Source organism: Pseudomonas sp. IPO3778 (assembly GCF_013386825.1).
Taxonomy (GTDB): Bacteria; Pseudomonadota; Gammaproteobacteria; order Pseudomonadales; family Pseudomonadaceae; genus Aquipseudomonas.
The window spans coordinates 1-23,514 of the sequence record NZ_JACARC010000034.1 but is presented as its reverse complement, the minus strand read 5'-3'; the positions used below and the strand labels follow the sequence as shown (position 1 = coordinate 23,514).

The following is a 23,514-nucleotide window of genomic DNA, read 5'->3' as shown; positions in this document are numbered from 1 at the left end:
TTTCAAGTGAAACCGAGTTGTTGCCATCGCAGGCAAGCCAGCTCCCACATTGAGCCGGTTTCCATACAAGACCTGTGTGGTCTTTGGGAGCTTCACCATGTTGAACACCCTTCTTCCCATCCTGCTATTTGCCGCCTTGGGCCTTGCGGTCCTTGGCGCGCTGCGCCGGGTGAACCTGTGGCGCCGCGGCCGGTCCTCCAAAGTCGACTTGCTCGGCGGCCTGTTGGCCATGCCCAAGCGCTACATGGTCGACCTGCACCACGTGGTCGCCCGCGACAAATACATCGCCAACACCCACGTCGCCACCGCCCTGGGTTTTGTGCTCTCGGCGCTGCTGGCGATCCTGGTGCACGGTTTCGGCCTGCATAACCGTATCCTCGGCTACGCCTTGCTGCTGGCGTCGGTGCTGATGTTTGTCGGCGCCACCTTCGTTTATCTGCGTCGTCGCAACCCGCCTGCGCGCCTGTCGAAAGGCCCGTGGATGCGCCTGCCGAAAAGCCTGATGGCGTTCTCGGTGAGCTTCTTCCTGGTGACCTTGCCGGTGGCCGGGATTCTGCCGGCCGACTTCGGTGGCTGGCTGCTCGCGGCCTTGCTGAGCCTGGGCGTGTTGTGGGGCGTGTCCGAAATGTTCTTCGGCATGACCTGGGGCGGCCCGATGAAACACGCCTTCGCCGGTGCCTTGCACCTGGCCTGGCACCGCCGCGCCGAACGTTTCGGCGGCGGCCGTTCCACCGGTTTGAAGCCGTTGGACCTCGCCGATAAAACCGCGCCCCTGGGTGTGGAAAAGCCGGTGGATTTCACCTGGAACCAACTGCTCGGCTTTGACGCTTGTGTGCAGTGCGGCAAGTGCGAAGCGGCGTGCCCGGCATTCGCCGCCGGCCAGCCGCTGAACCCGAAAAAACTGATTCAGGACATGGTAGTCGGCCTCGCCGGTGGCACCGACGCCAAGTTCGCCGGCAGCCCTTATCCGGGCAAAGCCATCGGCGAACACGCCGGCAACCCGCACCAGCCGATCGTCAACGGCCTTGTAGACGCCGAGACCCTATGGTCGTGCACCACCTGCCGCGCCTGCGTGGAAGAGTGCCCGATGATGATCGAGCACGTGGACGCCATCGTCGACATGCGTCGCCACCTCACCCTGGAAAAAGGCGCGACCCCGAACAAGGGCGCCGAAGTCCTGGAAAACCTGATTGCCACCGACAACCCGGGCGGTTTCGCGCCGGGCGGCCGGATGAACTGGGCGGCGGACTTGAACCTGCCGTTGCTCAGCGACAAAAAAACCGTGGACGTGCTGTTCTGGGTCGGCGACGGCGCGTTCGACATGCGCAACCAGCGCACCCTGCGTTCGTTCGTCAAAGTGCTGAAAGCGGCCAAGGTCGAATTTGCGGTACTGGGCCTTGAAGAGCGCGACAGCGGCGACGTGGCCCGGCGCCTGGGTGACGAAGCCACCTTCCAGCTGCTGGCCGCCCGCAATATCCAGACCCTGGCCAAGTACAGCTTCAAGCGCATCGTCACCTGCGACCCCCACAGTTTCCACGTGCTGAAAAACGAGTACGGTGCCTTCGACGGCAACTACTTCGTGCAGCACCACAGCACCTACATGGCCGAGCTGATCGACGCGGGCGCCCTGAACCTGGGCCAGCACAAAGGCAACAGCGTGACCTACCACGACCCGTGCTACCTGGGCCGCTACAACGGCGAATACGAAGCCCCACGCCAAGTGCTGCGGGCGCTGGGGATCGAGGTCAAGGAAATGCAACGCTCCGGTTTCCGCTCGCGCTGCTGCGGCGGCGGTGGCGGGGCGCCGATCACGGATATTCCCGGCAAGCAGCGAATTCCCGACATGCGCATGGAAGACATCCGTGAGACCGGCGCCGAACTGGTGGCCGTGGGTTGCCCACAGTGTACGGCGATGCTTGAGGGCGTAGTTGAGCCGCGTCCACTGATCAAAGACATCGCCGAACTGGTGGCTGACGCGTTGCTCGAAGACGCGGCCTCGACCAAGGCCCCGAAACGCGAACCTGCGGAGGTGCATTGATGAGCGACATTATCCGCCGCGACCCGCGGGCCGAATGGATCGCCCGTAACCGCCTGCACCCGCTGCACGCGGCGATGCAGCCGGTGCAACAGAGCTGGATGGGGCCTAACGGCGTGATCCGCAAGAACGTGCATGGCGTCGGTTTTATCGGCCCCAACGGCATCAAGCGTATTGACCGCAGCGGCGCCCAGCAGGGCGGTGCGGCCAAGCGTTCGGCGACAGTGGAAGTGCAGCTGCCGCTGCATCAGGTGGCGGCCCCGGCGTTCTACATCAACGTAGTGCCCGACATGGTCGGCGGCCGCCTGAGCAGCCACGACCGCGACCTGCTGGGCCTGGCCCGGCAGCTGGCCGGCGACGACGGTGCGGTATTGGCCGTGGTGTTCGGCGAACACAAGGAAAACGCCTTCGCCACCGCCGGTGTCGACCGGCTGCTGGTGCTGGACGGTCACGAATTCGACGGTTATTCACCGGAGCAACGGGTCCAGGGCCTGCGGGCTGTGGATAACCAGTTCAACCCGCGCCACTGGTTGCTGCCGGACAGCCGCAGCGGTGGCGGCGAATTGGGTCGGCGCTTTGCCGCGAGCCTCAAGGAGCGCCCGGCCACGCGGGTCTGGCAGATCAAGGGCCAGGAATGTATTGGCCGCGCCGGTGCCGGCCAGGAAGACCTCGCTCGACCCTTGCCCCGGATGATTCTGGCGGCGGTGGAATGCGCCGAGCACGTCAGCGAAACCCGCCACGAAGTGCTGCCGGTGGAGTTATCCACAAGCCTGGCGCGCAGTTTGCCGCGCATCGAAGATTTGGGCGCGGTGGCCGTCGACCCGGCGGCGATTCCCATGGCCGAGGCCGAGTTTATTTTCTCGGGCGGCAACGGGGTCAAGGACTGGGCGCTGTTCCACCAGACTGCCGCCGCGTTGGGCGCCACAGAAGGGGCCTCGCGGGTGGCGGTGGACGATGGCTTTATGGCGCGTGATCGTCAGGTCGGCGCCAGCGGCACTTGGGTCACCGCGCGGGTTTACGTGGCGGTGGGGATTTCCGGGGCGATCCAGCACCTGCAAGGCATTGGTGCCTGTGACAAGGTGGTGGCGATCAACCTCGACCCGGGTTGCGACATGATCAAGCGTGCCGACCTGTCGGTGATCGGCGAAAGCGCCGCGATTCTGCAAGCCTTGATCGTTGCGGTCGAGGCCCACCGCAACGGCGCCAAGCGCGATGCGGCTTAAGGAAATGGCCATGACCACGAATGTAATCAGCCTGGTGTCCATCGGCGCCCACCCGACGTCCGGCCGCCCACGCCGTGCCGAGCAGGATGCCCGCGCGGTAGAACTGGGCCTGCAACTGGCTGGGGATAACCTGCAGGTGCTGCACGCCGGCGACATCGCCGAACCGACCCTGCGCGCGTATCTGGGCATGGGGTTGCCGCAGTTGCACGTACTGGAGCAACCGGCGGGGGCAGATGCCTTGCCGGTGCTCAGTGACTATCTGCGGGACGCGGGTGCCCAGGTGGTACTCACCGGCAGCCAGGCGGAAACCGGCGAAGGTTCGGGGATGCTGCCATTCCTGCTGGCCGAGCAACTGGGCTGGCCGCTGATTGTCGGCCTGGCCCAGGTGGAATCCATCGACGGCGGCGTAGCCCATGTGCTGCAAGCGCTGCCTCGCGGCCAGCGGCGGCGCCTGAAGGTGCGCTTGCCGTTCCTGGCCACGGTGGATAACGCGGCGCCCAAGCCCCGGCAAAGCGCCTACGGCCCGGCTCAGCGCGGGGTGCTGGAAGCTCATGAGGTTGAGGTGGTGGAGGATGAGTTATTCACAGGTGCCCTCCTGCAACCCGCCAAGCCACGGCCCAAGCGCCTCAAGGTAATCAAGGCCAAGAGCGGTGCGGATCGGATGAAGGCTGCAACGGCCAAGGCCAGTGGTGGCGGTGGGCAGGTGCTCAAGGGCGTGAGCCCGGAAGAGGGTGCCCAAGCGATTCTCAAGCTGCTCATAGAAGAAGGTGTAGTGCGCTGATCCCCTGTGGGAGCGGGCTTGCTCGCGAAGGGGTAGTGTCAGTCGCCTGATGTGTACCTGATACACCGCCTTCGCGAGCAAGCCCGCTCCCACACTATTTTGTGGCGTTTGCGGGTTTACCCACAATCCCTGTTAACCCACCTGTGGATAACCTGTTCGCGGTTGTCCACACCCCACGCCAATCAAGCCCTCCAGCCCTCTGTATGAAAAACAACCAGCCTAACTGACGGTTTTTTCTCGGGTTTTTCTGTGGATAAGGAAAGTGAGCGATGCAGACTTGCCCCCAAAGTCTGTTGGTGCTTCTGTGGATAAGATGTTCGCTATCTGCTGAAGGCCTTATGAATCGTGGCTTACAGTGAGTTGATTAAATTATGATCAATATCGCGATTTTTCTCGAAAAACGCGTCTGAGGCCTTGAGTTTCGGCGTCTTTGCCGGGTTTTCCACAGCACTCAGAAAGTTGTCCCCAAAGCCTGTTGGCGCTTCTGTGGATAAGATGTTCACCCTCCGCTGTAGGCCACGTTTTCCGTGGCTTTCACCCGTCAGGTCAAAAAATGATCAGTGTCGGCGCTTCTCCTGTTATGTCTGCTCCGAATAAGCCTAAGTTCATTTAGGTCTAAGGGGCTGCGTTGACATTGCCGGTACCCGCAACTTCAATGTTCACCCATAACACGCATTGCAAGGATGCTGGTGCGAACTCGAACTATCCAAGGAGTCTGGATAATGAGCCACTTCCATTGCGCTGAAATATGGGTTGCCCTGCTGGTCTTTTCACCTCCCGCCATTGAATTGAAGCCCGCCCCGTCATCAAGGATTGAATGACGCGTTGCGTGGGTTATTCAAAAAAACACGAGTGTGTTCACAACCGATCATCCCGCTGAGTGGATGAGCGCGGACGCCACTCGCCCGTGCAACACCCAACGTTGTATCCCACCTATGAAAAACAAGGAGTTCCCTCATGGGGTCTATTACTGAGCATGGAAAACTGTTGGCCTGGGTTGAAGCGCTTGATATTCCGAAGCCTTCTGCAGCCAGTGCCCGAAAGAAGTCTGCCGTACGGCGTGCCGCCAGCGGTGATGATGAGGGTGCAGCGGTTGTCCGGGGCAGCGTCACCTCGTTTGTGACCGGCCTGACGCCTCAAGCCCGTGACGATGTGCAAAACAGCACACTGTTGATGCAACTGGCGGCAGACAAGAAATACAACCCGGATACCCAGCGGGAAGAGTGGTTCAAGTTCTACACCGATGGCTTGGCCAACCTGGGCTGGGGGCGAGTGTCTTCGTTCTATCAGAGCTACAAGCCGAGCAATACCAACGTCACCATGGACCAGGTGGTCCTGGAGATCGTCAGTGCCGTGGTCAGCTCCCAGAGTGCGCTGTACAAGATCACCGAGAAAACCTTCGAGGCGCTGAAGAACAATCCGGCCAATAAGGACGCGCTGAAGTTATTCGACACCAGTACGACCCGAAACAATATCGGTACCTTCCAGATCCTGCCGGTCATGCAGGACAAGGACGGCAACGTGGTCATGGTGCTGACCACCGTCAACGCCAGCACCACTGTGCAAAAGGGCAGCTTTCTGTTCTGGAGCTGGAGCAAGACGGATGCCTGGATGTATCGGGCCGCCCAACAAACCGTCCTCAATGAAAACGTGTACGCCACGGTACGCGACGCGGTGATCAAAAAGCTCGGCAAAAACGCCGAAGACTTTATTGATGGCCTGGACATCTAACCCAACCTGATGGGAGCCCGGCGCCTGTCGCCGGGAATTCCCTAGCACTTAATTGTTCAAGGAGTATGGGTGATGAGTTTGCTTGCCCCTGAAGTGTATGTGGTTTCGGGCAATCTGATATCGGCAACGTCCTCGGTCGAAAGTCCGACGGTGCTGGACGACATTCTTGATTCCAATCTGTTGTGCCAACTGGCAGCCGATAAGAAGTTCGGTTCACGCTTTATCGACCCGGCCACCTGGCTGGATTTTTATCGCACGTCCCTGGGCAAAGTATTCTGGAAAATTACCAACTCCCATACGGTCAATTATCCGGTGCCCCCGCTGATTCGCTCTGTCACGGTCCTGAGCATATTGGAGCAGACCTTTTTTAAAGTGCTGGACCGGGATCTTCGTCATCAACTGGAAGCGGATATCGAACTGTTGATGGAACAACCCATTACCAGCCCGGCCTCGCTGCTATTTAATGCCAGGACCCATATTCAGTTGGTCAAAGGCACTCGCTCAAGTTTTGATGCGCCTTCCGAGTCGGTGATCAATCTGCAACTGACCGCGGCCCACGACGGTACGGCTGTTTCGGTGTGCAGTGTCTACTTCAAGACGTCGGAAGCGGTGGGCGATGATGTGTTTAACCAGAAGTTCAAGGTCAGGGAGTTGCTGGGCAATATCAGCGTGAGTTCGTTCGAGGCCAATGTGCTGGAAGCCAGTTATGACGGCATTCGCCAGCAGATCAAGGACAAGTTGGGCGAAGCCAATATTCGGGAAAACATCCTGTTGGTGGCTGACAGCCTGGTTGCCCTGGAAGGCGCGCCGCACGCCAGTGCCCGGCAGTTTCTTGAAGGGTTGGAGATCTGATCCCCCTGATATTACCGATGTTACTGATACGACTGATACTGCTGATACTGCTGATACTGCTGATATTACTGATACCACTGATATTACTGTAGGAGCGAGCTTGCTCGCGAAGAACCAGAGGGCGCCACGTTTATTCTGAATAAACGCGTCATCGTTAACGTTCTTCGCGAGCAAGCTCGCTCCTACAGTTCAGCAGTTCCGTTATAGATCTTGTCAGCCCTGAACCGGCACACCCTTGAGGTACGGCGCCGGTGCCGCCCCCAGGTTGCTCAGCATCCGTTCGCTGTACCAATCCACAAAGTTCACCACGCCAAACTCATAGGTCTTGGAGTACGGCCCCGGCTGGTAAGCGGTGGAGTTGATTCCGCGTTGGTTCTCTTCGGCCAGGCGACGGTCCTGGTCGTTGGTGGCGTCCCACACTTTGCGCATGCGCTCGACGTCGTAGTCCACACCTTCCACGGCGTCCTTGTGCACGATCCACTTGGTAGTCACCATGGTTTCCTGGGCGCTGATCGGCCACACGGTGAACACGATGATGTGGTCGCCCATGCAGTGGTTCCACGAGTGCGGCAGGTGCAGGATGCGCATCGAGCCCAGGTCCGGGTTCTTGATGCGGCCCATCAGTTTGTTGCAGCCTTGCTTGCCATCGAGGGTCATCGACACGGTGCCCTTGAGCAGCGGCATGCGCACGATGCGGTTACGCAGGCCGAAGCTGGCGTGGGCGTAAGGGATCTTCTCCGCTTCCCAGGCGGCGGCGGAGGCGGCCACGTGGTCCTTGAAGGCCTGGTCGGCCCGTGGGTCGGTGACGTCGTCCCATTCCAGCAGGGTTTTCAGCAGTTCCGGGTGCGATGCGTTGCAGTGGTAGCACTCGCGGTTGTTTTCCAGCACCAGCTTCCAGTTGGCCTTTTCAAACAAGGTGGTGGTAATCGCCACCTTGGTGTTCTCCATGTCGTAGGGTTCCATGTAGTGGCTCAGGGTCGACAGGAAGTCGTCGATGGCCGGCGGGTTTTCCGACAGGCTGATAAAGATGTAGCCACCGGCGGTCTTCACGTTCACCGGCTTGAGGCCGTACTGCTTCATGTCGAAGTCGGCGCCCATTTCGGTGCCGGCGAACAGCAGGCGGCCGTCCAGCTCGTACGTCCACTGGTGGTAATGGCAGACCAGCTTGGCGACCTTGCCCTTGTCGCTGGTGCACAGGCGCGAACCGCGATGGCGGCACACGTTATGGAACGCATGCACCACACCGTCGGCGCCACGGATCACGATGATCGGGTTCTTGCCCACTTGCAGGGTGATGTAGTTGCCTTTGGCGGGGATTTCGCAGGTCATGCCGGCGATCAACCACTCTTTCAGGAAAATTTCCTGCATGTCGATATCGAACAGCCGCTCATCAGAGTAAAACGGCTGCGGCAGCGAAAAGGTGCGCTCGCGCTCTTGCAGCATTTGCGCGGTGGCCTTGCGTGCGGGTTCCAGCGGATCGCCCAAGCTTAAGGTTGCGGTGACGTCCATCGTGTGTGTCCTCATGGCCATTCTGTGTGGCCGGCGAATAGTGGCTGATCAGGTTTTGCAGCAAGGCGTAAAAAAACTGTCGTCGTTGGGAGCGAGTGTGGGCCCCGCAAAGGCCAGAACCTTGTCCATGAGCGACATGGCCCACTCTGTTCCCGACGCGCAACCCCCGTGGTATGGGGGCTGGTCGCGATAAGTATGTGAATGTCGCAGATAGGTAAATGGGTGGTTCTCGCGTTACGCAGAATCGCCACCATAAAGCCGAACTACGGCAGTGGAGAACAGCATGTCCAACAGCTTCCTGAATCCGGTCACTACCCAGACCTGGGCCAATGGTCGGCACATCGTCCGTTGCGTCAAAGTCATCCAGGAAACCTGGGACGTGCGCACCTTTTGCTTTATGGCCGACCAGCCGATCCTGTTCTTTTTCAAGCCCGGGCAGTTCGTCACCCTGGAGCTGGAAATCGAAGGCCAGCCGATCATGCGCTCGTACACCATTTCCAGTTCACCGTCGGTGCCTTACAGCTTTTCGGTGACCATCAAGCGTGTGCCCGGCGGCAAGGTATCCAACTGGCTGCACGACACCTTGCACGAAGGTCAGGAGCTGGCGGTGCACGGGCCGGTCGGGCTGTTCAACGCCATCGACTTCAGCAACCCGAAAGTCCTGTACCTGAGCGGCGGCGTCGGCATTACACCGGTGATGTCCATGGCACGCTGGTATTACGACACCAACGCCAACGTCGACATGACATTTATCCACAGCGCCCGCTCGCCCAAAGACATCATCTACCACCGCGAGCTGGAGCACATGGCGTCGCGGATTGATAACTTCAGCCTGCACCTGATCTGCGAGAAACACGGCCTGGGCGAGCCTTGGGCCGGTTATCGCGGCTACCTGAACCACAAGATGCTGGAACTGATGGTGCCGGACTTCCTGGAGCGGGAAGTTTTCTGCTGCGGCCCTACGCCCTACATGAACGCGGTCAAGCGCCTGCTGGAAGCCGCCGGCTTCGACATGAGCCGTTACCACGAAGAATCCTTCGGTGCGACGCCGCCGGAAGCGCGTGCCGACGCGGTGGAACAAGCCGAGCAAGCGGCGGATGCGCCGGAAATCGACCTGGCGGATTTGCATCAGGTGGAATTCATTGCCTCGGGCAAAAGCATCCGCGTGGCACCGGGCGAGACCGTGCACGCCGCGGCGGCCAAACTGGGCCTGCTGATTCCGAAAGCCTGCGGCATGGGGATTTGCGGCACCTGCAAGGTGATGAAGCTGGGCGGGGAGGTCGAGATGGACCACAACGGCGGGATCACCGAGGAAGACGAAGCCGAGGGTTACATCCTGTCGTGCTGCAGCGTGCCGAAGGGCGACGTGCGTATCGAGTTCTAACCCCACGGACTGCATAGTGATCGTTCCCACGCGCGTGGGAACGATCGGTCAGGGGTTATTGGACGTAGACATGGATGACGAAGTGCTGGCCTGATGCTGTCAATTCATAGACTTTATCGGTGACGGTCAAGGTCCGTGTCTGTTCGCTGATGGTGTCTCCGACTTTCACGGTTTTCCTGAACTCGTCCCAGTCGATGACGGTGGTGTTGATGGTGCCGTCACCTTGCAGGTTGTTGCCGTAGCGATGTGCTTCCATGGTGTTGCCCTCTGCTGGATTTCCGTTTCCGGCCGATTGTTCGGCAGGCGGTGAGTCCCGAAAGGCGGCCTTTTCCTTTCGGGTTCCAAGAGGCTAGTCAAAGAAAGTCAGGTTGGTTGCTGTCAGAAATATCAAAAAACAGTCTCGGCAATCCGCCATTATCCGTACAGCGTTGGCCGGCGGTCCTGGTGTACGTGGTTGTGCTCGCTGATGTGTTTGTTGCTGGCCTGCGTCAGTTGCAGGTCGGCCACCAGCCGCTGTTGCTGTTGGCAAGAAACGGCGCCAGCCTGTGGATAACCATCGGCGTCGACAATTACCGAGCCGCCTACCCAGCCCACGCCCCGTTCTTCGCCGTGGCGGTCGCAGGCGGCGATGAATATCCGGTTGACCGCCGCATTTGCCTGCACCCGCACGATTTCCCCCGGCCGCTCGCCGGCAGGGCGCGGTGCATCCGGCCAGTTCACTGGGGCGCATAGCAGGTCGGCACCGGCCAGTGCGGGCAAGCGCACCCACTCGGGCAGTTCCAGGTCATAACAAATCATGACGGCGATGCGCCCAACGGCAGTTTCCACCACGGGCGGCGGTTCTGCGCCGGGGGTAAATATCAGCTTTTCGCGATCCCACAGGTGCGCCTTGCGGTACACCGTCAGTCGGCCTCCGGGTTCTACCAGCGCGGCGCTATTGGCCACCTGGCCGTCATCCAGCCGTTCGCAAAACCCCGCCACGACGATGATGCCCAGTTCGCTCGCCAGGGTTTTCCACAGGTTAAGGGTGGGCCCGTCCAGGGGCTCTGATACGTCAAACGCCTCCTGGCGGTCATGGAACACGTAGCCGCTTTGCATCAACTCCGGTAACACCACGACCTGCGCGCCGAGCGCCGCGGCATCGCGAATAGCCTCGGCGCTGAGCCGGCGGTTGTAGTCGGCGTCGGCAATCCGTGGCGCCAGTTGCTGGCATACAACCCTTACCGTGCTCATCGGCTGCTGCCTTCCAGCATCGCCTCGCTGGCCACGATGGCGCGTCGTTCGGCCTCGTGGTCCAGGTTGCGGCTCATCACGCAATAGATCACTGCAGAAACCGCCAGCCCGATGACGAACGCCACGTCGGCGCCGCCCAATGCCACGGCGGCAGGGCCTTCATAGAAGCTCAGGGACATGAACGGCACCATCGACACCAGCCCTAGGCAGTACGCAACCAGACCGGCACTGCCCCATTGGCCGTAGATGCCGGCGGGGTTGAAGATGTCGCTGATGGCATATTTGCCTTTGCGTACCAGGTAGAAATCCGCGAGGTTCACCGCCGTCCACGGCACCAGGAAGTACAGCATCAGCAGGACAAAGGTGTTGAAACTGGCCAGGTAACTTTCGGGAATGCTCAGGGTGATCATGAAAATCACGGCCGCCACCAGGCCAATACCAATCACCCGGCTCTTGAGGCGCGGCTGGATCTTCACAAAGCCGTCGATCGCACTGATGCCGGTGAGCATCGCGCCGTAGCAGTTGACCGCCATGATGCCGATCAGCGCGGGCACGGCGATCAGCACGGTGAAGGTGCCGAACCCCGGAATGACCTGGTTGCCCACGGCGCGCACGCTGCCGATGGCGTCGGGCGAGGGCAGGGCGGAGGCCAGGAATGCGCCCAGGGACATCAGCCACAATGCCGAGCCGGCCGCGCCCAGGTAGGTCCAGAAAATCACGCTGCGCGATGAGGTTTTATGCGGCAGGTAGCGCGAGTAGTCGGACACATACACCGCGTAGCTGATCTGATAACCGGCGGCAGCGGAGAGCTGAATCAAAAACGCCGACCAGGAGAAGTGCGCATTGGCTACCGCCGCATCGGCGGTAAGGCTCATCAAGGCCGCCACCGTGAGCACGGCGAACACACTGATCATCACGTAGGTCAGCCAGCGTTGCACGGTGTGCAACAGGTCGTGGCCGATCACCGCGATCACCACCGCGAGGATGATCATCAGGGCGTACCACGGCGCCCGGCTGCCCGGCTGCCCGGCAGTACGGTGTTGATGGCGTCGGTGGCAAGGATCACGTTGAACACGTTGAAGCCGATGTACACGAAAATCACCGCGATAAACGGCACGATCGCTCCGCGTAAACCGAATTGGGCCCGGGACTGAATCATCTGCGGCAAGCCCATGCGCGGGCCCTGGTTGGCGTGGAAGGCCATGGCAAAGGTGCCCAGGCACACGCCGATCACAATCGCCAGGATCGAATACACCATGCTCAGCCCCAGGGCGGCGCCGGTGAAGCCGGTGACCATGGTGGTGAGGACAAAATTGCCGGTGAACCAGAACGGCCCCTGGTGCCAGACCTTGCCGTGGCGTTCATTGCGCGGGACGTAATCGATGGAGCGGGTTTCGATTTTCAGGCCCGTGGAAGCGGGTGCGTCCGCCGTGGTAGGGAGCGAGGTCATAGGCTAGCCGTCGGTTTTTATTAGTTGAGGCGCCAGCATCGGATAACGGGGAGGGGAATTGAATCGGGATGGGCAAATACTTACTTCAGGAATTTCTGAACTGATCAGGGCGCCGGCCGTGACGCGGCGCCCTTTTCCAGCGGGCGCTTATGCGGACATGACTTCGCGGATATCCGCTGCCAGTTCGCGCACGCGCTCTTCCTCGGTATCCCACGCACACATGAAGCGCGCGCCGCCTTTACCGATGAAGGTGTAGAACCGCCAGCCCTTGGCCGTCAGCGCGGCAATCGCCGGCTCGGACAATTGCAGGAACACGCCGTTGGCCTGCACCGGGAACATTAGCTCAACCCCCGGAATATCGGCTACCAGGCTGCTGAGCAACTGCGCGCAGTGGTTGGCGTGGCGGGCGTGTTTGAGCCAGGCGTCGTTTTCCAGCAGGCCGACCCATGGGGCCGACAGGAAGCGCATCTTTGATGCAAGCTGCCCGGCCTGTTTGCAGCGGTAGTCGAAGTCTTCAGCCAGCTTGTGGTTGAAGAACAGGATCGCTTCGCCCACGGCCATGCCGTTCTTGGTGCCGCCAAAGCACAGCACGTCGACGCCGGCTTTCCAGGTCAGGTCGGCAGGCGAGCAGCCCAGGAATGCGCAGGCGTTGGAGAAGCGCGCGCCGTCCATGTGCAGGTTCAGCCCCAGTTCCTTGCAGGTGACGCTGATGGCGCGGATTTCTTCCGGGGTGTATACGCTGCCCACTTCAGTGGCCTGGGTCAGGGTCACGACGCGGGGTTTTGGATAGTGAATATCCTGGCGCTTGAGGGCGATCTCGCGGATCGACTCCGGGGTCAGCTTGCCGTTCTCGGTGCGGGCGGTGAGCAGTTTGGAACCGTTGGAGAAAAACTCCGGCGCGCCGCATTCGTCGGTTTCGACGTGGGCGGTTTCCGAGCAAATCACGCTATGGTAGCTCTGGCACAGTGAAGACAGGGCCAGGGAGTTGGCGGCGGTGCCGTTGAAGGCGAAGAACACTTCGCAGTCGGTTTCGAATAATTTGCGGAAACCGTCGGCGGCGCGGTGGGTCCATTCATCATCGCCGTAGGCGCGTTGATGGCCCTGGTTGGCGAGTTCCATGGCGGCCCAGGCTTCCGGGCAGATGCCGGAATAGTTGTCGCTGGCGAATTGTTGGCTCTTGTCAGTCATGGCCCTGTCCTGTGGTCGATGTTGGTGCGCACTTTACCCAAGATTGTCGGGCGGGCGCACGCGCTGTTAATGCAAAGTCACTGGGGAATTATGCACGGTTCTGAACACCTTCCTGTAAGCCGCGTCCGCGATGGCGCCCTGGACCTGCTCAAGTGGCTGGCGCTGCTGAGTATGGTGCTGGACCATTTGCGTTATGTCGGTTTGAGCCTGGACTGGCTGTATGTGCCGGGGCGCCTGGCGTTCCCGTGGTTCTGCCTGGCGATTGCGGCGAACCTGCACCGGGTTCGGGAGGCGCCGGTGACCGGCCAGTGGCGTTATTTGGCCTGGCTGCTGCTGTTCAGCGTGATCAGTGAAGTGCCGTACCGGATGTTTATTGACGACGCCGATACGCTGAACGTACTGCCGACCCTGGCGCTGGGTTTGCTGGTTGCCCGGGGATGGCAGCAGAAGGCGGTCATTGATCGAGGATTGGCGTTGATCGCGCTGGTTGCGGCGGGGGTGTTTTCGGCGCAACTGATGTTCGGTTTCTTTGGTGTGCTGCTGCCGCTGGCGATGTTGCTGGTGTTTCGCCGGCCATGGTATTTCAGCGTGTTGCCGGGGGTGGTGTGCCTGGCTGCCAATCAGTGGCAGATCCTGCTCAATAGCGGCACGCCGGTGGCGATGCTGGGGTTGGCCGCTTGTCTGATTGCGCCACTGGCCGGACTGGTCTTGTTGCGACATGCCCGGGCCGTGTCGCCACCGGCCATGCGGCGCTGGGCGTATGCGCTTTATCCGGCGCATTTCCTGCTGCTGCTACTCGTGCGCAAGATCATCGCCTAACCCTTGTAGGCGCGAGCTTGCTCGCGAAAAACGTCAACGATAACGAGGGCTGTCTGGATGCGCGCGGCGCCCTCAGGTTTTTCGCGAGCAAGCTCGCTCCTACAAATGCCGGGGCCATGTCGTAAACGCACCTTTGCGTGGCGTCCATAGGCATTTGGTCTCTCTGCGCCAGCCCTACCATCGCATCAAAGGGCCCCTCCATCGTGCGGCGGCCCCAACAATACGATTGGCGCACCGCCGCCGCTGGGAGAGACGCGATGTTCAGCAAGCAAGACCAGATCCAGGGTTATGACGATGCACTGCTGGCGGCCATGAATGCCGAGGAGCAGCGCCAGGAAGATCATATCGAGCTGATCGCGTCAGAGAACTACACCAGCAAGCGCGTCATGGAAGCCCAAGGCAGCGGCCTCACCAACAAATACGCCGAAGGCTATCCGGGCAAGCGCTACTACGGTGGCTGCGAGCACGTGGACAAGGTTGAAGTGCTGGCCATCGAACGCGCCAAGCAGCTGTTCGGCGCCGATTACGCCAACGTGCAGCCGCACTCCGGCTCGTCCGCCAACAGCGCGGTGTACCTGGCGCTGTTGAACGCCGGTGACACCATTCTCGGCATGAGCCTGGCCCACGGTGGCCACCTGACCCACGGCGCCAAAGTCTCGTCCTCGGGCAAGCTGTACAACGCGGTGCAATACGGCATCGACACCGCCACTGGCCTGATTGACTACGACGAAGTCGAGCGCCTGGCCGTGGAGCACAAGCCGAAGATGGTGGTGGCCGGTTTCTCCGCCTACTCCAAGACCCTGGATTTCCCGCGCTTTCGCCAGATCGCCGACAAGGTCGGTGCGCTGCTGTTCGTCGACATGGCCCACGTTGCCGGCCTGGTGGCCGCGGGTCTGTACCCGAACCCGCTGCCTTACGCCGACGTGGTCACCACCACGACCCACAAGACCCTGCGCGGCCCACGTGGCGGGCTGATTTTGGCCAAGGCCAACGAAGAAATTGAAAAGAAACTCAACTCTGCAGTATTCCCTGGTGCCCAGGGCGGCCCGCTGATGCACGTGATCGCCGGCAAGGCGGTGTGCTTCAAGGAAGCCCAGGAGCCGGGTTTCAAGGCTTATCAACAGCAAGTGATCGACAACGCCCAGGCCATGGCCGGCGTGTTTATCAAACGCGGCTACGATGTAGTGTCCGGCGGCACCGATAACCACTTGTTCCTGGTCAGCCTGATTCGTCAGGGCCTCACCGGCAAAGAGGCAGACGCTGCCCTCGGCCGCGCCCACATCACCGTCAACAAGAACGCCGTGCCCAACGACCCGCAGTCGCCGTTCGTGACCTCGGGCCTGCGCATCGGCACCCCGGCGGTGACCACGCGTGGCTTCAAAGTGACCCAATGCCTGGAACTGGCCGGCTGGATCTGCGACATCCTCGACAACCTCGGCGACGCCGATGTGGAGGCCAACGTCGCCAAGCATGTGGCCGCCCTGTGCGCTGATTTCCCGGTTTATCGCTGAGCGCGGTTTTGGAGTAATGACTATGCAACGCTACTCGGGCTTCGGCCTCTTCAAGCACTCACTCAGCCACCACGAAAACTGGCAGAAAATGTGGCGCACGCCGACCCCTAAAAAGGTCTACGACGTGGTCATCGTCGGCGGCGGCGGGCATGGTCTGGCGACGGCTTACTATTTGGCCAAGGAACACGGCATCACCAACGTGGCCGTGGTCGAGAAAGGCTGGCTGGGCGGCGGTAACACCGCGCGCAACACCACCATCGTGCGTTCCAACTACCTGTGGGACGAGTCGGCGCACCTGTACGAGCACGCGATGAAACTCTGGGAAGGCCTGTCCCAGGACCTTAACTACAACGTGATGTTCTCCCAGCGTGGCGTCTACAACCTGTGTCACACCCTGCAAGACATCCGTGATTCCGAGCGTCGCGTCAGCGCCAACCGCCTCAATGGCGTGGACGGCGAGTTGCTCAACGCCAAGCAAGTGGCCGACGAGATCCCGTACCTCGACTGCTCGAAAAACACCCGCTACCCGGTCATGGGCGCCACCGTGCAACGTCGCGGCGGCGTGGCCCGTCACGATGCCGTGGCCTGGGGCTTTGCCCGCGCCGCCGACGCACTGGGCGTGGACCTGATCCAGCAGACCGAAGTCATCGGTTTCCGTAAGGAAAACGGTGTGTGCATCGGCGTGGAAACCAACAAGGGCTTCATCGGCGCCAAGCGCGTCGGTGTGGTGACGGCGGGTAACTCCGGACACATGGCTTCGCTGGCGGGCTTTCGCCTGCCGATCGAATCCCACCCGCTGCAAGCGTTGGTGTCGGAACCGATCAAGCCAATTATCGACAGCGTGATCATGTCCAACGCCGTGCACGGTTACATCAGCCAGTCCGACAAGGGCGACCTGGTGATCGGCGCCGGTATCGACGGCTACAACGGCTACGGCCAGCGCGGCTCGTACCCGGTGATTGAACACACCATCCAGGCCATCGTCGAGATGTTCCCGGTGCTGTCCCGCGTGCGCATGAACCGCCAGTGGGGCGGCATCGTCGACACCACGCCGGACGCGTGCCCGATCATCTCCAAGACCCCGGTCCCGAACATGTTCTTCAACTGCGGTTGGGGCACCGGTGGTTTTAAAGCGACTCCGGGCTCAGGCAACGTATTTGCCGCCAGCCTGGCCAAGGGTGAAATGCACCCATTGGCTGCACCTTTCTCCATCGACCGTTTCCACAACGGTGCGCTGATCGACGAACACGGCGCTGCGGCCGTCGCCCACTAACAGGAGAAATTTCCTATGTTGCATATCTTCTGTCCTCACTGTGGCGAACTGCGCTCCGAAGAGGAATTCCACGCCTCCGGCCAAGCGCACATCCCGCGCCCGCTGGACCCGAACACCTGCACCGACGAGCAGTGGGGCGACTACATGTTCTTTCGCGATAACCCGCGTGGGCTGCACCACGAACTGTGGATTCACGCCGCCGGTTGCCGCCAGTATTTCAACGCGACCCGCGACACCGTGACCTACGAAATTCTTGAAACCTACAAGATCGGTGAGAAGCCACAATTCACCGCCAAGGCCTCTGGAGAGAAGGTATGAGCCAGATCAATCGCCTGTCCAACGGTGGCCGCATCGACCGCAACAAAGTGCTGAGCTTCAGCTTCAACGGCCAGAGCTACAAAGGCTTTGAAGGCGACACCCTGGCCGCTGCACTGCTGGCCAACGGCGTCGACATCATCGGTCGCAGCTTCAAGTATTCCCGCCCGCGCGGCATTTTCGCCGCAGGCGCTGAAGAGCCGAACGCGGTGCTGCAGATCGGCGCCACCGAAGCCACGCAGATCCCCAACGTGCGCGCCACGCAACAGGCGCTGTATCAGGGCCTGGTCGCCACCAGCACCAACGGCTGGCCGAGCGTGAACAACGACATGATGGGCATTCTCGGCAAGGTCGGCGGCAAGCTGATGCCGCCGGGCTTCTACTACAAAACCTTCATGTACCCGCAATCGTTCTGGATGACGTACGAGAAGTACATCCGCAAGGCTGCCGGCCTTGGCCGCTCGCCGACCGAGAACGACCCGGACACCTACGACTACATGAACCGTCACTGCGACGTGCTGATTGTGGGCGCCGGCCCTGCCGGCCTGTCCGCTGCATTGGCGGCTGCCCGCAGTGGCGCCCGGGTGATCATCGCGGACGAGCAGGAAGAATTCGGCGGCTCCTTGCTGGATTCCCGCGAAAGCCTCGATGGCAAGCCGGCGGCCGAATGGGTTGCCAGCGTCATTGCTGAACTCAAAGCCCTGCACGATGTGGTGCTGCTGCCCCGCGCCACCGTCAACGGCTACCACGACCATAACTTCCTGACCATTCACGAGCGCCTCACCGATCACCTCGGTGACCGCGCCCCGATCGGCCAGGTGCGTCAGCGTATCCACCGCATCCGTGCCAAGCGTGTCGTGTTGGCCACCGGCGCGTGCGAGCGCCCGCTGGTGTATGGCAACAACGACGTGCCGGGCAACATGCTGGCGGGCGCGGTCTCCACGTACGTGCGCCGCTACGGCGTGGCTCCGGGCAAGAAGCTGGTGCTGTCGACCAACAACGACCACGCCTACCGCGTTGCGCTGGACTGGTTTGACGCCGGTCTCGCCGTGGTGGCTGTGGCCGATGCCCGCCATAACCCGCGTGGCGCGCTGGTTGAAGAAGCGCGCGCCAAAGGTATTCGCATCCTCACCGGCAGCGCCGTGATCGAAGCCCGTGGCAGCAAGCACGTCACCGGTGCCCGCGTGGCCGCCATCGACGTCAAGGCCCACAAAGTCACCAGCCCCGGTGAGTGGCTGGACTGCGACCTGGTGGCCAGTTCCGGCGGCTACAGCCCGGTGGTTCACCTGGCCTCGCACCTGGGTGGCAAGCCGACCTGGCGTGAAGACATCCTCGGTTTTGTGCCGGGCGAAGCACCGCAGAAACGTGTGTGCGTGGGTGGGATCAACGGCGTCTATGGCCTCGGCGATTCCCTGGCCGACGGTTTTGAGGGCGGCGTGCGCGCGGCCAGCGAAGCCGGGTTTGCACCGGTGGAAGGTACGCTGCCAAAAGCCTTGAGCCGTCTGGAAGAGCCAACACTGGCGCTGTTCCAGGTGCCCCACGAAAAAGCCACTGCACGGGCGCCGAAGCAATTTGTCGACCTGCAAAACGACGTCACCGCTGCCGCCATCGAACTTGCCACCCGCGAAGGTTTCGAGTCGGTGGAACACGTCAAACGCTACACCGCACTGGGCTTCGGCACCGACCAGGGCAAGCTCGGTAACGTCAACGGCCTGGCCATCGCGGCCCGTTCGCTGAACGTGACCATCCCGCAGATGGGTACCACCATGTTCCGCCCCAACTACACGCCAGTGACTTTCGGCGCGGTAGCGGGCCGTCACTGTGGGCACATCTTCGAGCCGGTACGCTACACCGCGCTGCAAGCCTGGCACGTGAAGAACGGCGCCGAGTTTGAAGACGTTGGCCAGTGGAAACGCCCGTGGTACTTCCCGCGCAACGGTGAAGACCTGCACGCTGCGGTAAAACGCGAATGCCTGGCCGTGCGCGACAGCGTCGGCCTGCTGGATGCGTCCACCCTCGGCAAGATCGACATCCAGGGTCCGGATGCCCGCGAATTCCTCAACCGCATCTACAGCAACGCCTGGACCAAGCTCGACGTGGGCAAGGCCCGCTACGGCCTGATGTGCAAGGAAGACGGGATGGTCTTCGACGACGGCGTCACCGCCTGCCTCGCCGACAACCACTTCCTGATGACCACCACCACCGGCGGCGCGGCGCGCGTACTCCAGTGGCTGGAAATCTACCAGCAGACCGAGTGGCCAGACCTCAAGGTGTACTTCACCTCGGTCACCGACCACTGGGCGACCATGACCCTGTCCGGCCCCAACAGCCGCAAGCTGCTGAGCGAAGTCACCGACATCGACCTGGACAAGGACGGCTTCCCGTTCATGACCTGGAAAGAAGGTTTGGTGGGCGGCGTACCGGCGCGGGTGTTCCGGATTTCGTTTACCGGTGAGCTGTCGTACGAAGTCAACGTGCAGGCCGACTACGCCATGGGCGTGCTCGAAAAAATCGTCGAGGCCGGCAAGCAATACAACCTGACCCCGTACGGCACCGAGACCATGCACGTGCTGCGGGCCGAGAAGGGCTTCATCATCGTCGGCCAGGACACCGACGGCTCGATGACCCCGGACGACCTGAACATGGGCTGGTGCGTAGGCCGTACCAAACCGTTCTCGTGGCTCGGCTGGCGCGGGATGAATCGCGAAGATTGCGTGCGTGAAGACCGCAAGCAACTGGTGGGCCTGAAGCCGATTGACCCGAACGTGTGGTTGCCGGAAGGCGCGCAACTGGTGTTCGACGCCAAGCAGACGATCCCGATGAAGATGGTCGGTCACGTCACCTCCAGTTATGCCCACAACTCCCTCGGCTATTCGTTTGCCATGGGTGTGGTGAAGGGCGGCTTGAAGCGCATCGGCGAGCGGGTGTTTGCACCGCTGGCAGATGGCAGCGTGATCGAAGCGGAGATTGTGTCTTCGGTGTTCTTTGACCCGAAAGGCGAGCGTCAAAATATCTGACAGACCGAGTCGCCTGCATCGCAGGCAAGCCAGCTCCCACATTTTGAATGGGTTCACCCAGCAAAATGTGGGAGCCGGGCTTGCCCGCGATGAGGCCGGAACAGTCACTGCAAGACCTACAGAATTCAAACAGGTGCTTTATGACAGCAGCCAATGTTTACCAACAACGCCCCACCTCCGGCGCCAAGGCCGAGTCGTCGCTGCACCATGCCGACCTCGGGAGCCTGGTGGGCAAGGGCCGCAAGAACGCCGGCGTGACCGTGCGTGAAAAGAAATTGCTGGGCCACCTGACCCTTCGTGGCGATGGCCATGACGCGGCCTTCGCCGCCGGCGTGCACAAAGCCCTGGGTATCGAGTTGCCCGGCGCGTTGCAAGTCATCGTCAAGGGTGAAACCAGCCTGCAATGGCTAGGCCCCGATGAGTGGTTGCTGGTGGTGCCAAGCGGTGAAGAATTTGCCGCGGAGAAAAGCTTGCGCGAAGCGCTGGGTGAGTTGCATATCCAGATCGTCAATGTCAGCGGCGGCCAGCAGATCCTCGAACTCAGCGGCCCGAACGTGCGGGACGTGCTGATGAAATCCACCAGCTATGACGTGCACCCCGACAGTTTCCCGGTGGGCAAGGCGGTGGGCACGGTGTTCGCCAAGTCACAACTGGTGATCCGCCACACCGCTGAAGACACCTGGGAACTGGTGATTCGCCGCAGCTTCTCGGATTACTGGTGGCTGTGGTTGCAGGATGCCGCCGCCGAATACGGCCTGGCCGTTGAAGCCTGACATGACCCCTGTAGGAGCGAGCTTGCTCGCGAAGAACGCTAACGATGACGCGTGCATTCTGGATGAACGCGCTGTTCTTGTGTTTTTCGCGAGCAAGCTCGCTCCTACAGTAAGCAGCATTGCTGCAGATGCTTGAGGAGTTACCCGCAATGAGCCGCGTACCCGACACATGGATTTTGACCGCCGACTGCCCCAGCGTGCTCGGCACGGTGGACGCGGTGACCCGCTATCTGTTCGAGCAGGGCTGCTACGTCACCGAACACCACTCCTTTGATGATCGGCTCTCGGGCCGGTTCTTCATCCGCGTGGAGTTCCGCCAGCCCGACGGTTTCGACGAACAAGCCTTCCGCGATGGCCTGGCCGCCCGCGGTGAAGCCTTCGGGATGATCTTCGAGCTGACTGCGCCGAACTACCGGCCGAAAGTGGTGATCATGGTCTCCAAGGCCGATCACTGCCTCAACGACCTGCTCTACCGCCAGCGCATCGGCCAACTGTCGATGGACGTGGTTGCCGTGGTCTCCAACCACCCCGACCTCAAACCCTTGGCCGACTGGCACCAGATTCCCTACTACCACTTTCCCCTGGACCCCAACGACAAGCCGTCCCAGGAGCGCCAGGTGTGGCAGGTGATTGAAGAGTCGGGCGCTGAACTGGTGATCCTTGCGCGCTACATGCAAGTGCTGTCGCCGGAGCTGTGCCGCAAGCTCGACGGTAAAGCCATCAACATCCATCACTCCCTGTTGCCCGGTTTCAAAGGCGCCAAGCCGTACCACCAGGCGTACAACAAGGGCGTGAAACTGGTGGGCGCCACCGCGCATTACATCAACAACGATTTGGATGAAGGCCCGATCATCGCCCAGGGCGTGGAGGTGGTGGACCACAGTCACTACCCGGAAGACTTGATTGCCAAGGGACGGGATATCGAAGGCCTGACGTTGGCCCGGGCCGTGGGGTATCACATTGAGCGGCGGGTGTTTTTGAACGCCAATCGGACGGTCGTTCTATAGATCGCTATCGCAGGCAAGCCAGCTCCCACATTTGAATGTGTTCACAAATCAAAATGTGGGAGCCGGGCTTGCCCGCGATGAGGCCATCAGCAACAACGCAAAAACAGCATCTGTACCCGAGCACTTTAACGCGCTGCCTGCCTGGGCAACGCGGTTCCATAAAAACAACAGCGAGGTGAAAGCATGTCTGGTAATCGTGGTGTCGTGTATCTCGGCAACGGCAAGGTCGAAGTACAGAAAATCGACTATCCCAAAATGCAGGACCCCCGTGGCAGGAAGATTGAGCACGGCGTCATCCTGCGCGTGGTCTCCACCAACATCTGCGGCTCCGACCAACACATGGTGCGTGGCCGTACCACCGCCCAGACCGGCCTGGTCCTGGGGCATGAAATCACCGGTGAAGTGATCGAGAAGGGCAGTGACGTCGAGAACCTGAAGATCGGCGACCTGGTGTCGGTGCCGTTCAACGTGGCGTGCGGCCGTTGCCGCTCCTGCAAGGAAATGCACACCGGCGTGTGCCTGAGCGTCAACCCGGCGCGCCCGGGCGGGGCTTACGGTTACGTCGACATGGGCGACTGGACCGGCGGCCAGGCCGAATACGCACTGGTGCCGTACGCCGACTTCAACCTGCTGAAACTGCCGGACCGCGACCGCGCCATGGAGAAAATCCGTGACCTGACGTGCCTCTCCGACATCCTGCCCACCGGTTATCACGGCGCCGTGACGGCCGGTGTTGGCCCGGGCAGCACCGTCTACGTGGCCGGTGCCGGTCCTGTCGGCCTGGCCGCTGCGGCTTCGGCTCGCCTGTTGGGCGCGGCGGTGGTGATCATCGGTGACGTGAACCCGATCCGCTTGGCCCACGCCAAGGCCCAGGGGTTTGAAATTGCCGATCTGTCCAAAGACACGCCGCTGCATGAGCAAATCGCCGCGCTGTTGGGCGAACCGGAAGTGGATTGCGCGGTGGATGCCGTGGGCTTTGAAGCCCGCGGACACGGGCATGACGGCGTCAAGCACGAAGCCCCGGCGACCGTGCTCAACTCGTTGATGGGCGTGGTACGGGTGGCCGGCAAAATCGGCATCCCGGGCCTGTACGTGACCGAAGACCCGGGTGCTGTGGACGCCGCCGCGAAAATGGGCAGCCTGAGCATTCGTTTTGGCCTGGGCTGGGCCAAATCCCACAGCTTCCACACCGGGCAGACGCCCGTGATGAAGTACAACCGCCAACTGATGCAGGCGATCATGTGGGACCGGATCAAGATTGCCGACATTGTGGGCGTTGAAGTCATCAGCCTGGATGACGCGCCACGGGGTTACGGCGAGTTCGATGCGGGTGTGCCGAAGAAGTTTGTGATTGATCCGCACAAGATGTTCAGCGCGGCGTAAATCGCGGGTAAAAAAAAGGTTCTTCACGGA

Annotated in this window: 18 protein-coding genes and 1 pseudogene; 14 read left to right on the top strand and 5 right to left on the bottom strand. The window is 61.3% G+C overall.

Annotation, left to right across the window (positions count from 1 at the left end; translation table 11 throughout):
• Positions 1-97: 97 nt before the first annotated feature.
• From dgcB to HX855_RS16255, 5 genes are all read left to right on the top strand, one after another.
• Positions 98-2,038 (top strand): dimethylglycine demethylation protein DgcB, encoded by a 1,941-nt coding sequence (dgcB, locus tag HX855_RS16275; protein ID WP_177087073.1) that lies wholly within the window; start codon positions 98-100, stop codon positions 2,036-2,038.
• On the top strand, positions 2,038-3,258 hold the full coding sequence (locus tag HX855_RS16270; protein WP_177087075.1) for an electron transfer flavoprotein subunit alpha/FixB family protein: 1,221 nt from the start codon (positions 2,038-2,040) through the stop codon (positions 3,256-3,258). The genes dgcB and HX855_RS16270 overlap by 1 nt, the downstream gene beginning before the upstream one ends.
• 10 nt (positions 3,259-3,268) lie before the next feature.
• Positions 3,269-4,039 (top strand): electron transfer flavoprotein subunit beta, encoded by a 771-nt coding sequence (locus tag HX855_RS16265; RefSeq protein WP_177087077.1) that lies wholly within the window; start codon positions 3,269-3,271, stop codon positions 4,037-4,039.
• A gap of 957 nt (positions 4,040-4,996) precedes the next feature.
• Positions 4,997-5,770 (top strand): hypothetical protein, encoded by a 774-nt coding sequence (locus HX855_RS16260; protein WP_177087078.1) that lies wholly within the window; start codon positions 4,997-4,999, stop codon positions 5,768-5,770.
• A 72-nt stretch (positions 5,771-5,842) separates the two neighbouring features.
• The gene (locus HX855_RS16255; RefSeq protein ID WP_177087080.1) at positions 5,843-6,622 is read left to right on the top strand and encodes a hypothetical protein; all 780 of its coding nucleotides are present in this window, start codon (positions 5,843-5,845) and stop codon (positions 6,620-6,622) included.
• Positions 6,623-6,835: 213 nt separating this feature from the next.
• On the opposite strand, the gene gbcA is transcribed toward HX855_RS16255, so the two are convergent.
• Positions 6,836-8,131, bottom strand: a complete 1,296-nt coding sequence (gene gbcA, locus HX855_RS16250) for a glycine-betaine demethylase subunit GbcA (protein WP_177087082.1) — start codon at positions 8,129-8,131, stop codon at positions 6,836-6,838.
• A 283-nt stretch (positions 8,132-8,414) separates the two neighbouring features.
• Here gbcA and gbcB point away from each other — a divergent pair, with 283 nt between their 5' ends.
• Positions 8,415-9,515 (top strand): glycine-betaine demethylase subunit GbcB, encoded by a 1,101-nt coding sequence (gene gbcB / locus HX855_RS16245; RefSeq protein WP_177087084.1) that lies wholly within the window; start codon positions 8,415-8,417, stop codon positions 9,513-9,515.
• A 55-nt stretch (positions 9,516-9,570) separates the two neighbouring features.
• Here the strand turns inward: gbcB and HX855_RS16240 are convergent, their stop codons facing one another.
• The 4 genes and pseudogenes from HX855_RS16240 to HX855_RS16225 all read right to left on the bottom strand — a co-directional run bounded on the left by HX855_RS16240 (position 9,571) and on the right by HX855_RS16225 (position 13,386).
• Positions 9,571-9,771, bottom strand: a complete 201-nt coding sequence (locus HX855_RS16240) for a hypothetical protein (protein WP_177087086.1) — start codon at positions 9,769-9,771, stop codon at positions 9,571-9,573.
• 158 nt (positions 9,772-9,929) lie between these two features.
• Positions 9,930-10,748 carry a nitrilase family protein gene (locus tag HX855_RS16235; RefSeq protein WP_177087088.1) on the bottom strand — a complete coding sequence of 273 codons (819 nt, stop codon included), beginning with the start codon at positions 10,746-10,748 and terminating at the stop codon, positions 9,930-9,932.
• A pseudogene (locus HX855_RS16230) lies at positions 10,745-12,198 on the bottom strand (purine-cytosine permease family protein). Before HX855_RS16230 ends, HX855_RS16235 begins: the two are co-directional and overlap by 4 nt.
• Positions 12,199-12,345: 147 nt before the next feature.
• A complete protein-coding gene (locus HX855_RS16225) occupies positions 12,346-13,386 on the bottom strand; it encodes a low specificity L-threonine aldolase (RefSeq protein ID WP_010167499.1) in 1,041 nt (346 codons plus the stop codon).
• 90 nt (positions 13,387-13,476) lie between these two features.
• Here HX855_RS16225 and HX855_RS16220 point away from each other — a divergent pair, with 90 nt between their 5' ends.
• From HX855_RS16220 to fdhA, 8 genes are all read left to right on the top strand, one after another.
• Positions 13,477-14,205 carry a TraX family protein gene (locus HX855_RS16220; protein ID WP_177087090.1) on the top strand — a complete coding sequence of 243 codons (729 nt, stop codon included), beginning with the start codon at positions 13,477-13,479 and terminating at the stop codon, positions 14,203-14,205.
• Between the two features lie 257 nt (positions 14,206-14,462).
• Positions 14,463-15,716: a serine hydroxymethyltransferase gene (glyA, locus tag HX855_RS16215; RefSeq protein ID WP_177087092.1), complete on the top strand. Its 1,254-nt coding sequence runs from the start codon at positions 14,463-14,465 to the stop codon at positions 15,714-15,716.
• A 22-nt stretch (positions 15,717-15,738) separates the two neighbouring features.
• Entirely contained in the window at positions 15,739-16,989 is a 1,251-nt protein-coding gene (locus tag HX855_RS16210) for a sarcosine oxidase subunit beta (RefSeq protein ID WP_003209185.1), read from the top strand.
• A 15-nt stretch (positions 16,990-17,004) separates the two neighbouring features.
• Positions 17,005-17,307 (top strand): sarcosine oxidase subunit delta, encoded by a 303-nt coding sequence (locus HX855_RS16205; protein WP_010167494.1) that lies wholly within the window; start codon positions 17,005-17,007, stop codon positions 17,305-17,307.
• Entirely contained in the window at positions 17,304-20,321 is a 3,018-nt protein-coding gene (locus tag HX855_RS16200; RefSeq protein WP_177087094.1) for a sarcosine oxidase subunit alpha, read from the top strand. The genes HX855_RS16205 and HX855_RS16200 overlap by 4 nt, the downstream gene beginning before the upstream one ends.
• 140 nt (positions 20,322-20,461) lie before the next feature.
• Positions 20,462-21,094 carry a sarcosine oxidase subunit gamma gene (locus HX855_RS16195; RefSeq protein ID WP_177087097.1) on the top strand — a complete coding sequence of 211 codons (633 nt, stop codon included), beginning with the start codon at positions 20,462-20,464 and terminating at the stop codon, positions 21,092-21,094.
• A 149-nt stretch (positions 21,095-21,243) separates the two neighbouring features.
• Positions 21,244-22,101 (top strand): formyltetrahydrofolate deformylase, encoded by an 858-nt coding sequence (gene purU / locus HX855_RS16190; RefSeq protein ID WP_177087099.1) that lies wholly within the window; start codon positions 21,244-21,246, stop codon positions 22,099-22,101.
• A 183-nt stretch (positions 22,102-22,284) separates the two neighbouring features.
• Positions 22,285-23,484 (top strand): formaldehyde dehydrogenase, glutathione-independent, encoded by a 1,200-nt coding sequence (gene fdhA, locus HX855_RS16185; RefSeq protein WP_177087101.1) that lies wholly within the window; start codon positions 22,285-22,287, stop codon positions 23,482-23,484.
• The last annotated feature ends 30 nt before the right edge of the window (positions 23,485-23,514 follow it).

What these genes read in the sequence shown, in the direction of transcription:
- dgcB (WP_177087073.1), top strand. Translation starts at nt 98, where the DNA reads ATGTTGAACACCCTTCTTCCCATCCTGCTATTTGCCGCCTTGGGCCTT.
- HX855_RS16270 (WP_177087075.1), top strand. Translation starts at nt 2,038, where the DNA reads ATGAGCGACATTATCCGCCGCGACCCGCGGGCCGAATGGATCGCCCGT.
- HX855_RS16265 (WP_177087077.1), top strand. Translation starts at nt 3,269, where the DNA reads ATGACCACGAATGTAATCAGCCTGGTGTCCATCGGCGCCCACCCGACG.
- HX855_RS16260 (WP_177087078.1), top strand. Translation starts at nt 4,997, where the DNA reads ATGGGGTCTATTACTGAGCATGGAAAACTGTTGGCCTGGGTTGAAGCG.
- HX855_RS16255 (WP_177087080.1), top strand. Translation starts at nt 5,843, where the DNA reads ATGAGTTTGCTTGCCCCTGAAGTGTATGTGGTTTCGGGCAATCTGATA.
- gbcA (WP_177087082.1), bottom strand. Translation starts at nt 8,131, where the DNA reads ATGGACGTCACCGCAACCTTAAGCTTGGGCGATCCGCTGGAACCCGCA.
- gbcB (WP_177087084.1), top strand. Translation starts at nt 8,415, where the DNA reads ATGTCCAACAGCTTCCTGAATCCGGTCACTACCCAGACCTGGGCCAAT.
- HX855_RS16240 (WP_177087086.1), bottom strand. Translation starts at nt 9,771, where the DNA reads ATGGAAGCACATCGCTACGGCAACAACCTGCAAGGTGACGGCACCATC.
- HX855_RS16235 (WP_177087088.1), bottom strand. Translation starts at nt 10,748, where the DNA reads ATGAGCACGGTAAGGGTTGTATGCCAGCAACTGGCGCCACGGATTGCC.
- HX855_RS16225 (WP_010167499.1), bottom strand. Translation starts at nt 13,386, where the DNA reads ATGACTGACAAGAGCCAACAATTCGCCAGCGACAACTATTCCGGCATC.
- HX855_RS16220 (WP_177087090.1), top strand. Translation starts at nt 13,477, where the DNA reads ATGCACGGTTCTGAACACCTTCCTGTAAGCCGCGTCCGCGATGGCGCC.
- glyA (WP_177087092.1), top strand. Translation starts at nt 14,463, where the DNA reads ATGTTCAGCAAGCAAGACCAGATCCAGGGTTATGACGATGCACTGCTG.
- HX855_RS16210 (WP_003209185.1), top strand. Translation starts at nt 15,739, where the DNA reads ATGCAACGCTACTCGGGCTTCGGCCTCTTCAAGCACTCACTCAGCCAC.
- HX855_RS16205 (WP_010167494.1), top strand. Translation starts at nt 17,005, where the DNA reads ATGTTGCATATCTTCTGTCCTCACTGTGGCGAACTGCGCTCCGAAGAG.
- HX855_RS16200 (WP_177087094.1), top strand. Translation starts at nt 17,304, where the DNA reads ATGAGCCAGATCAATCGCCTGTCCAACGGTGGCCGCATCGACCGCAAC.
- HX855_RS16195 (WP_177087097.1), top strand. Translation starts at nt 20,462, where the DNA reads ATGACAGCAGCCAATGTTTACCAACAACGCCCCACCTCCGGCGCCAAG.
- purU (WP_177087099.1), top strand. Translation starts at nt 21,244, where the DNA reads ATGAGCCGCGTACCCGACACATGGATTTTGACCGCCGACTGCCCCAGC.
- fdhA (WP_177087101.1), top strand. Translation starts at nt 22,285, where the DNA reads ATGTCTGGTAATCGTGGTGTCGTGTATCTCGGCAACGGCAAGGTCGAA.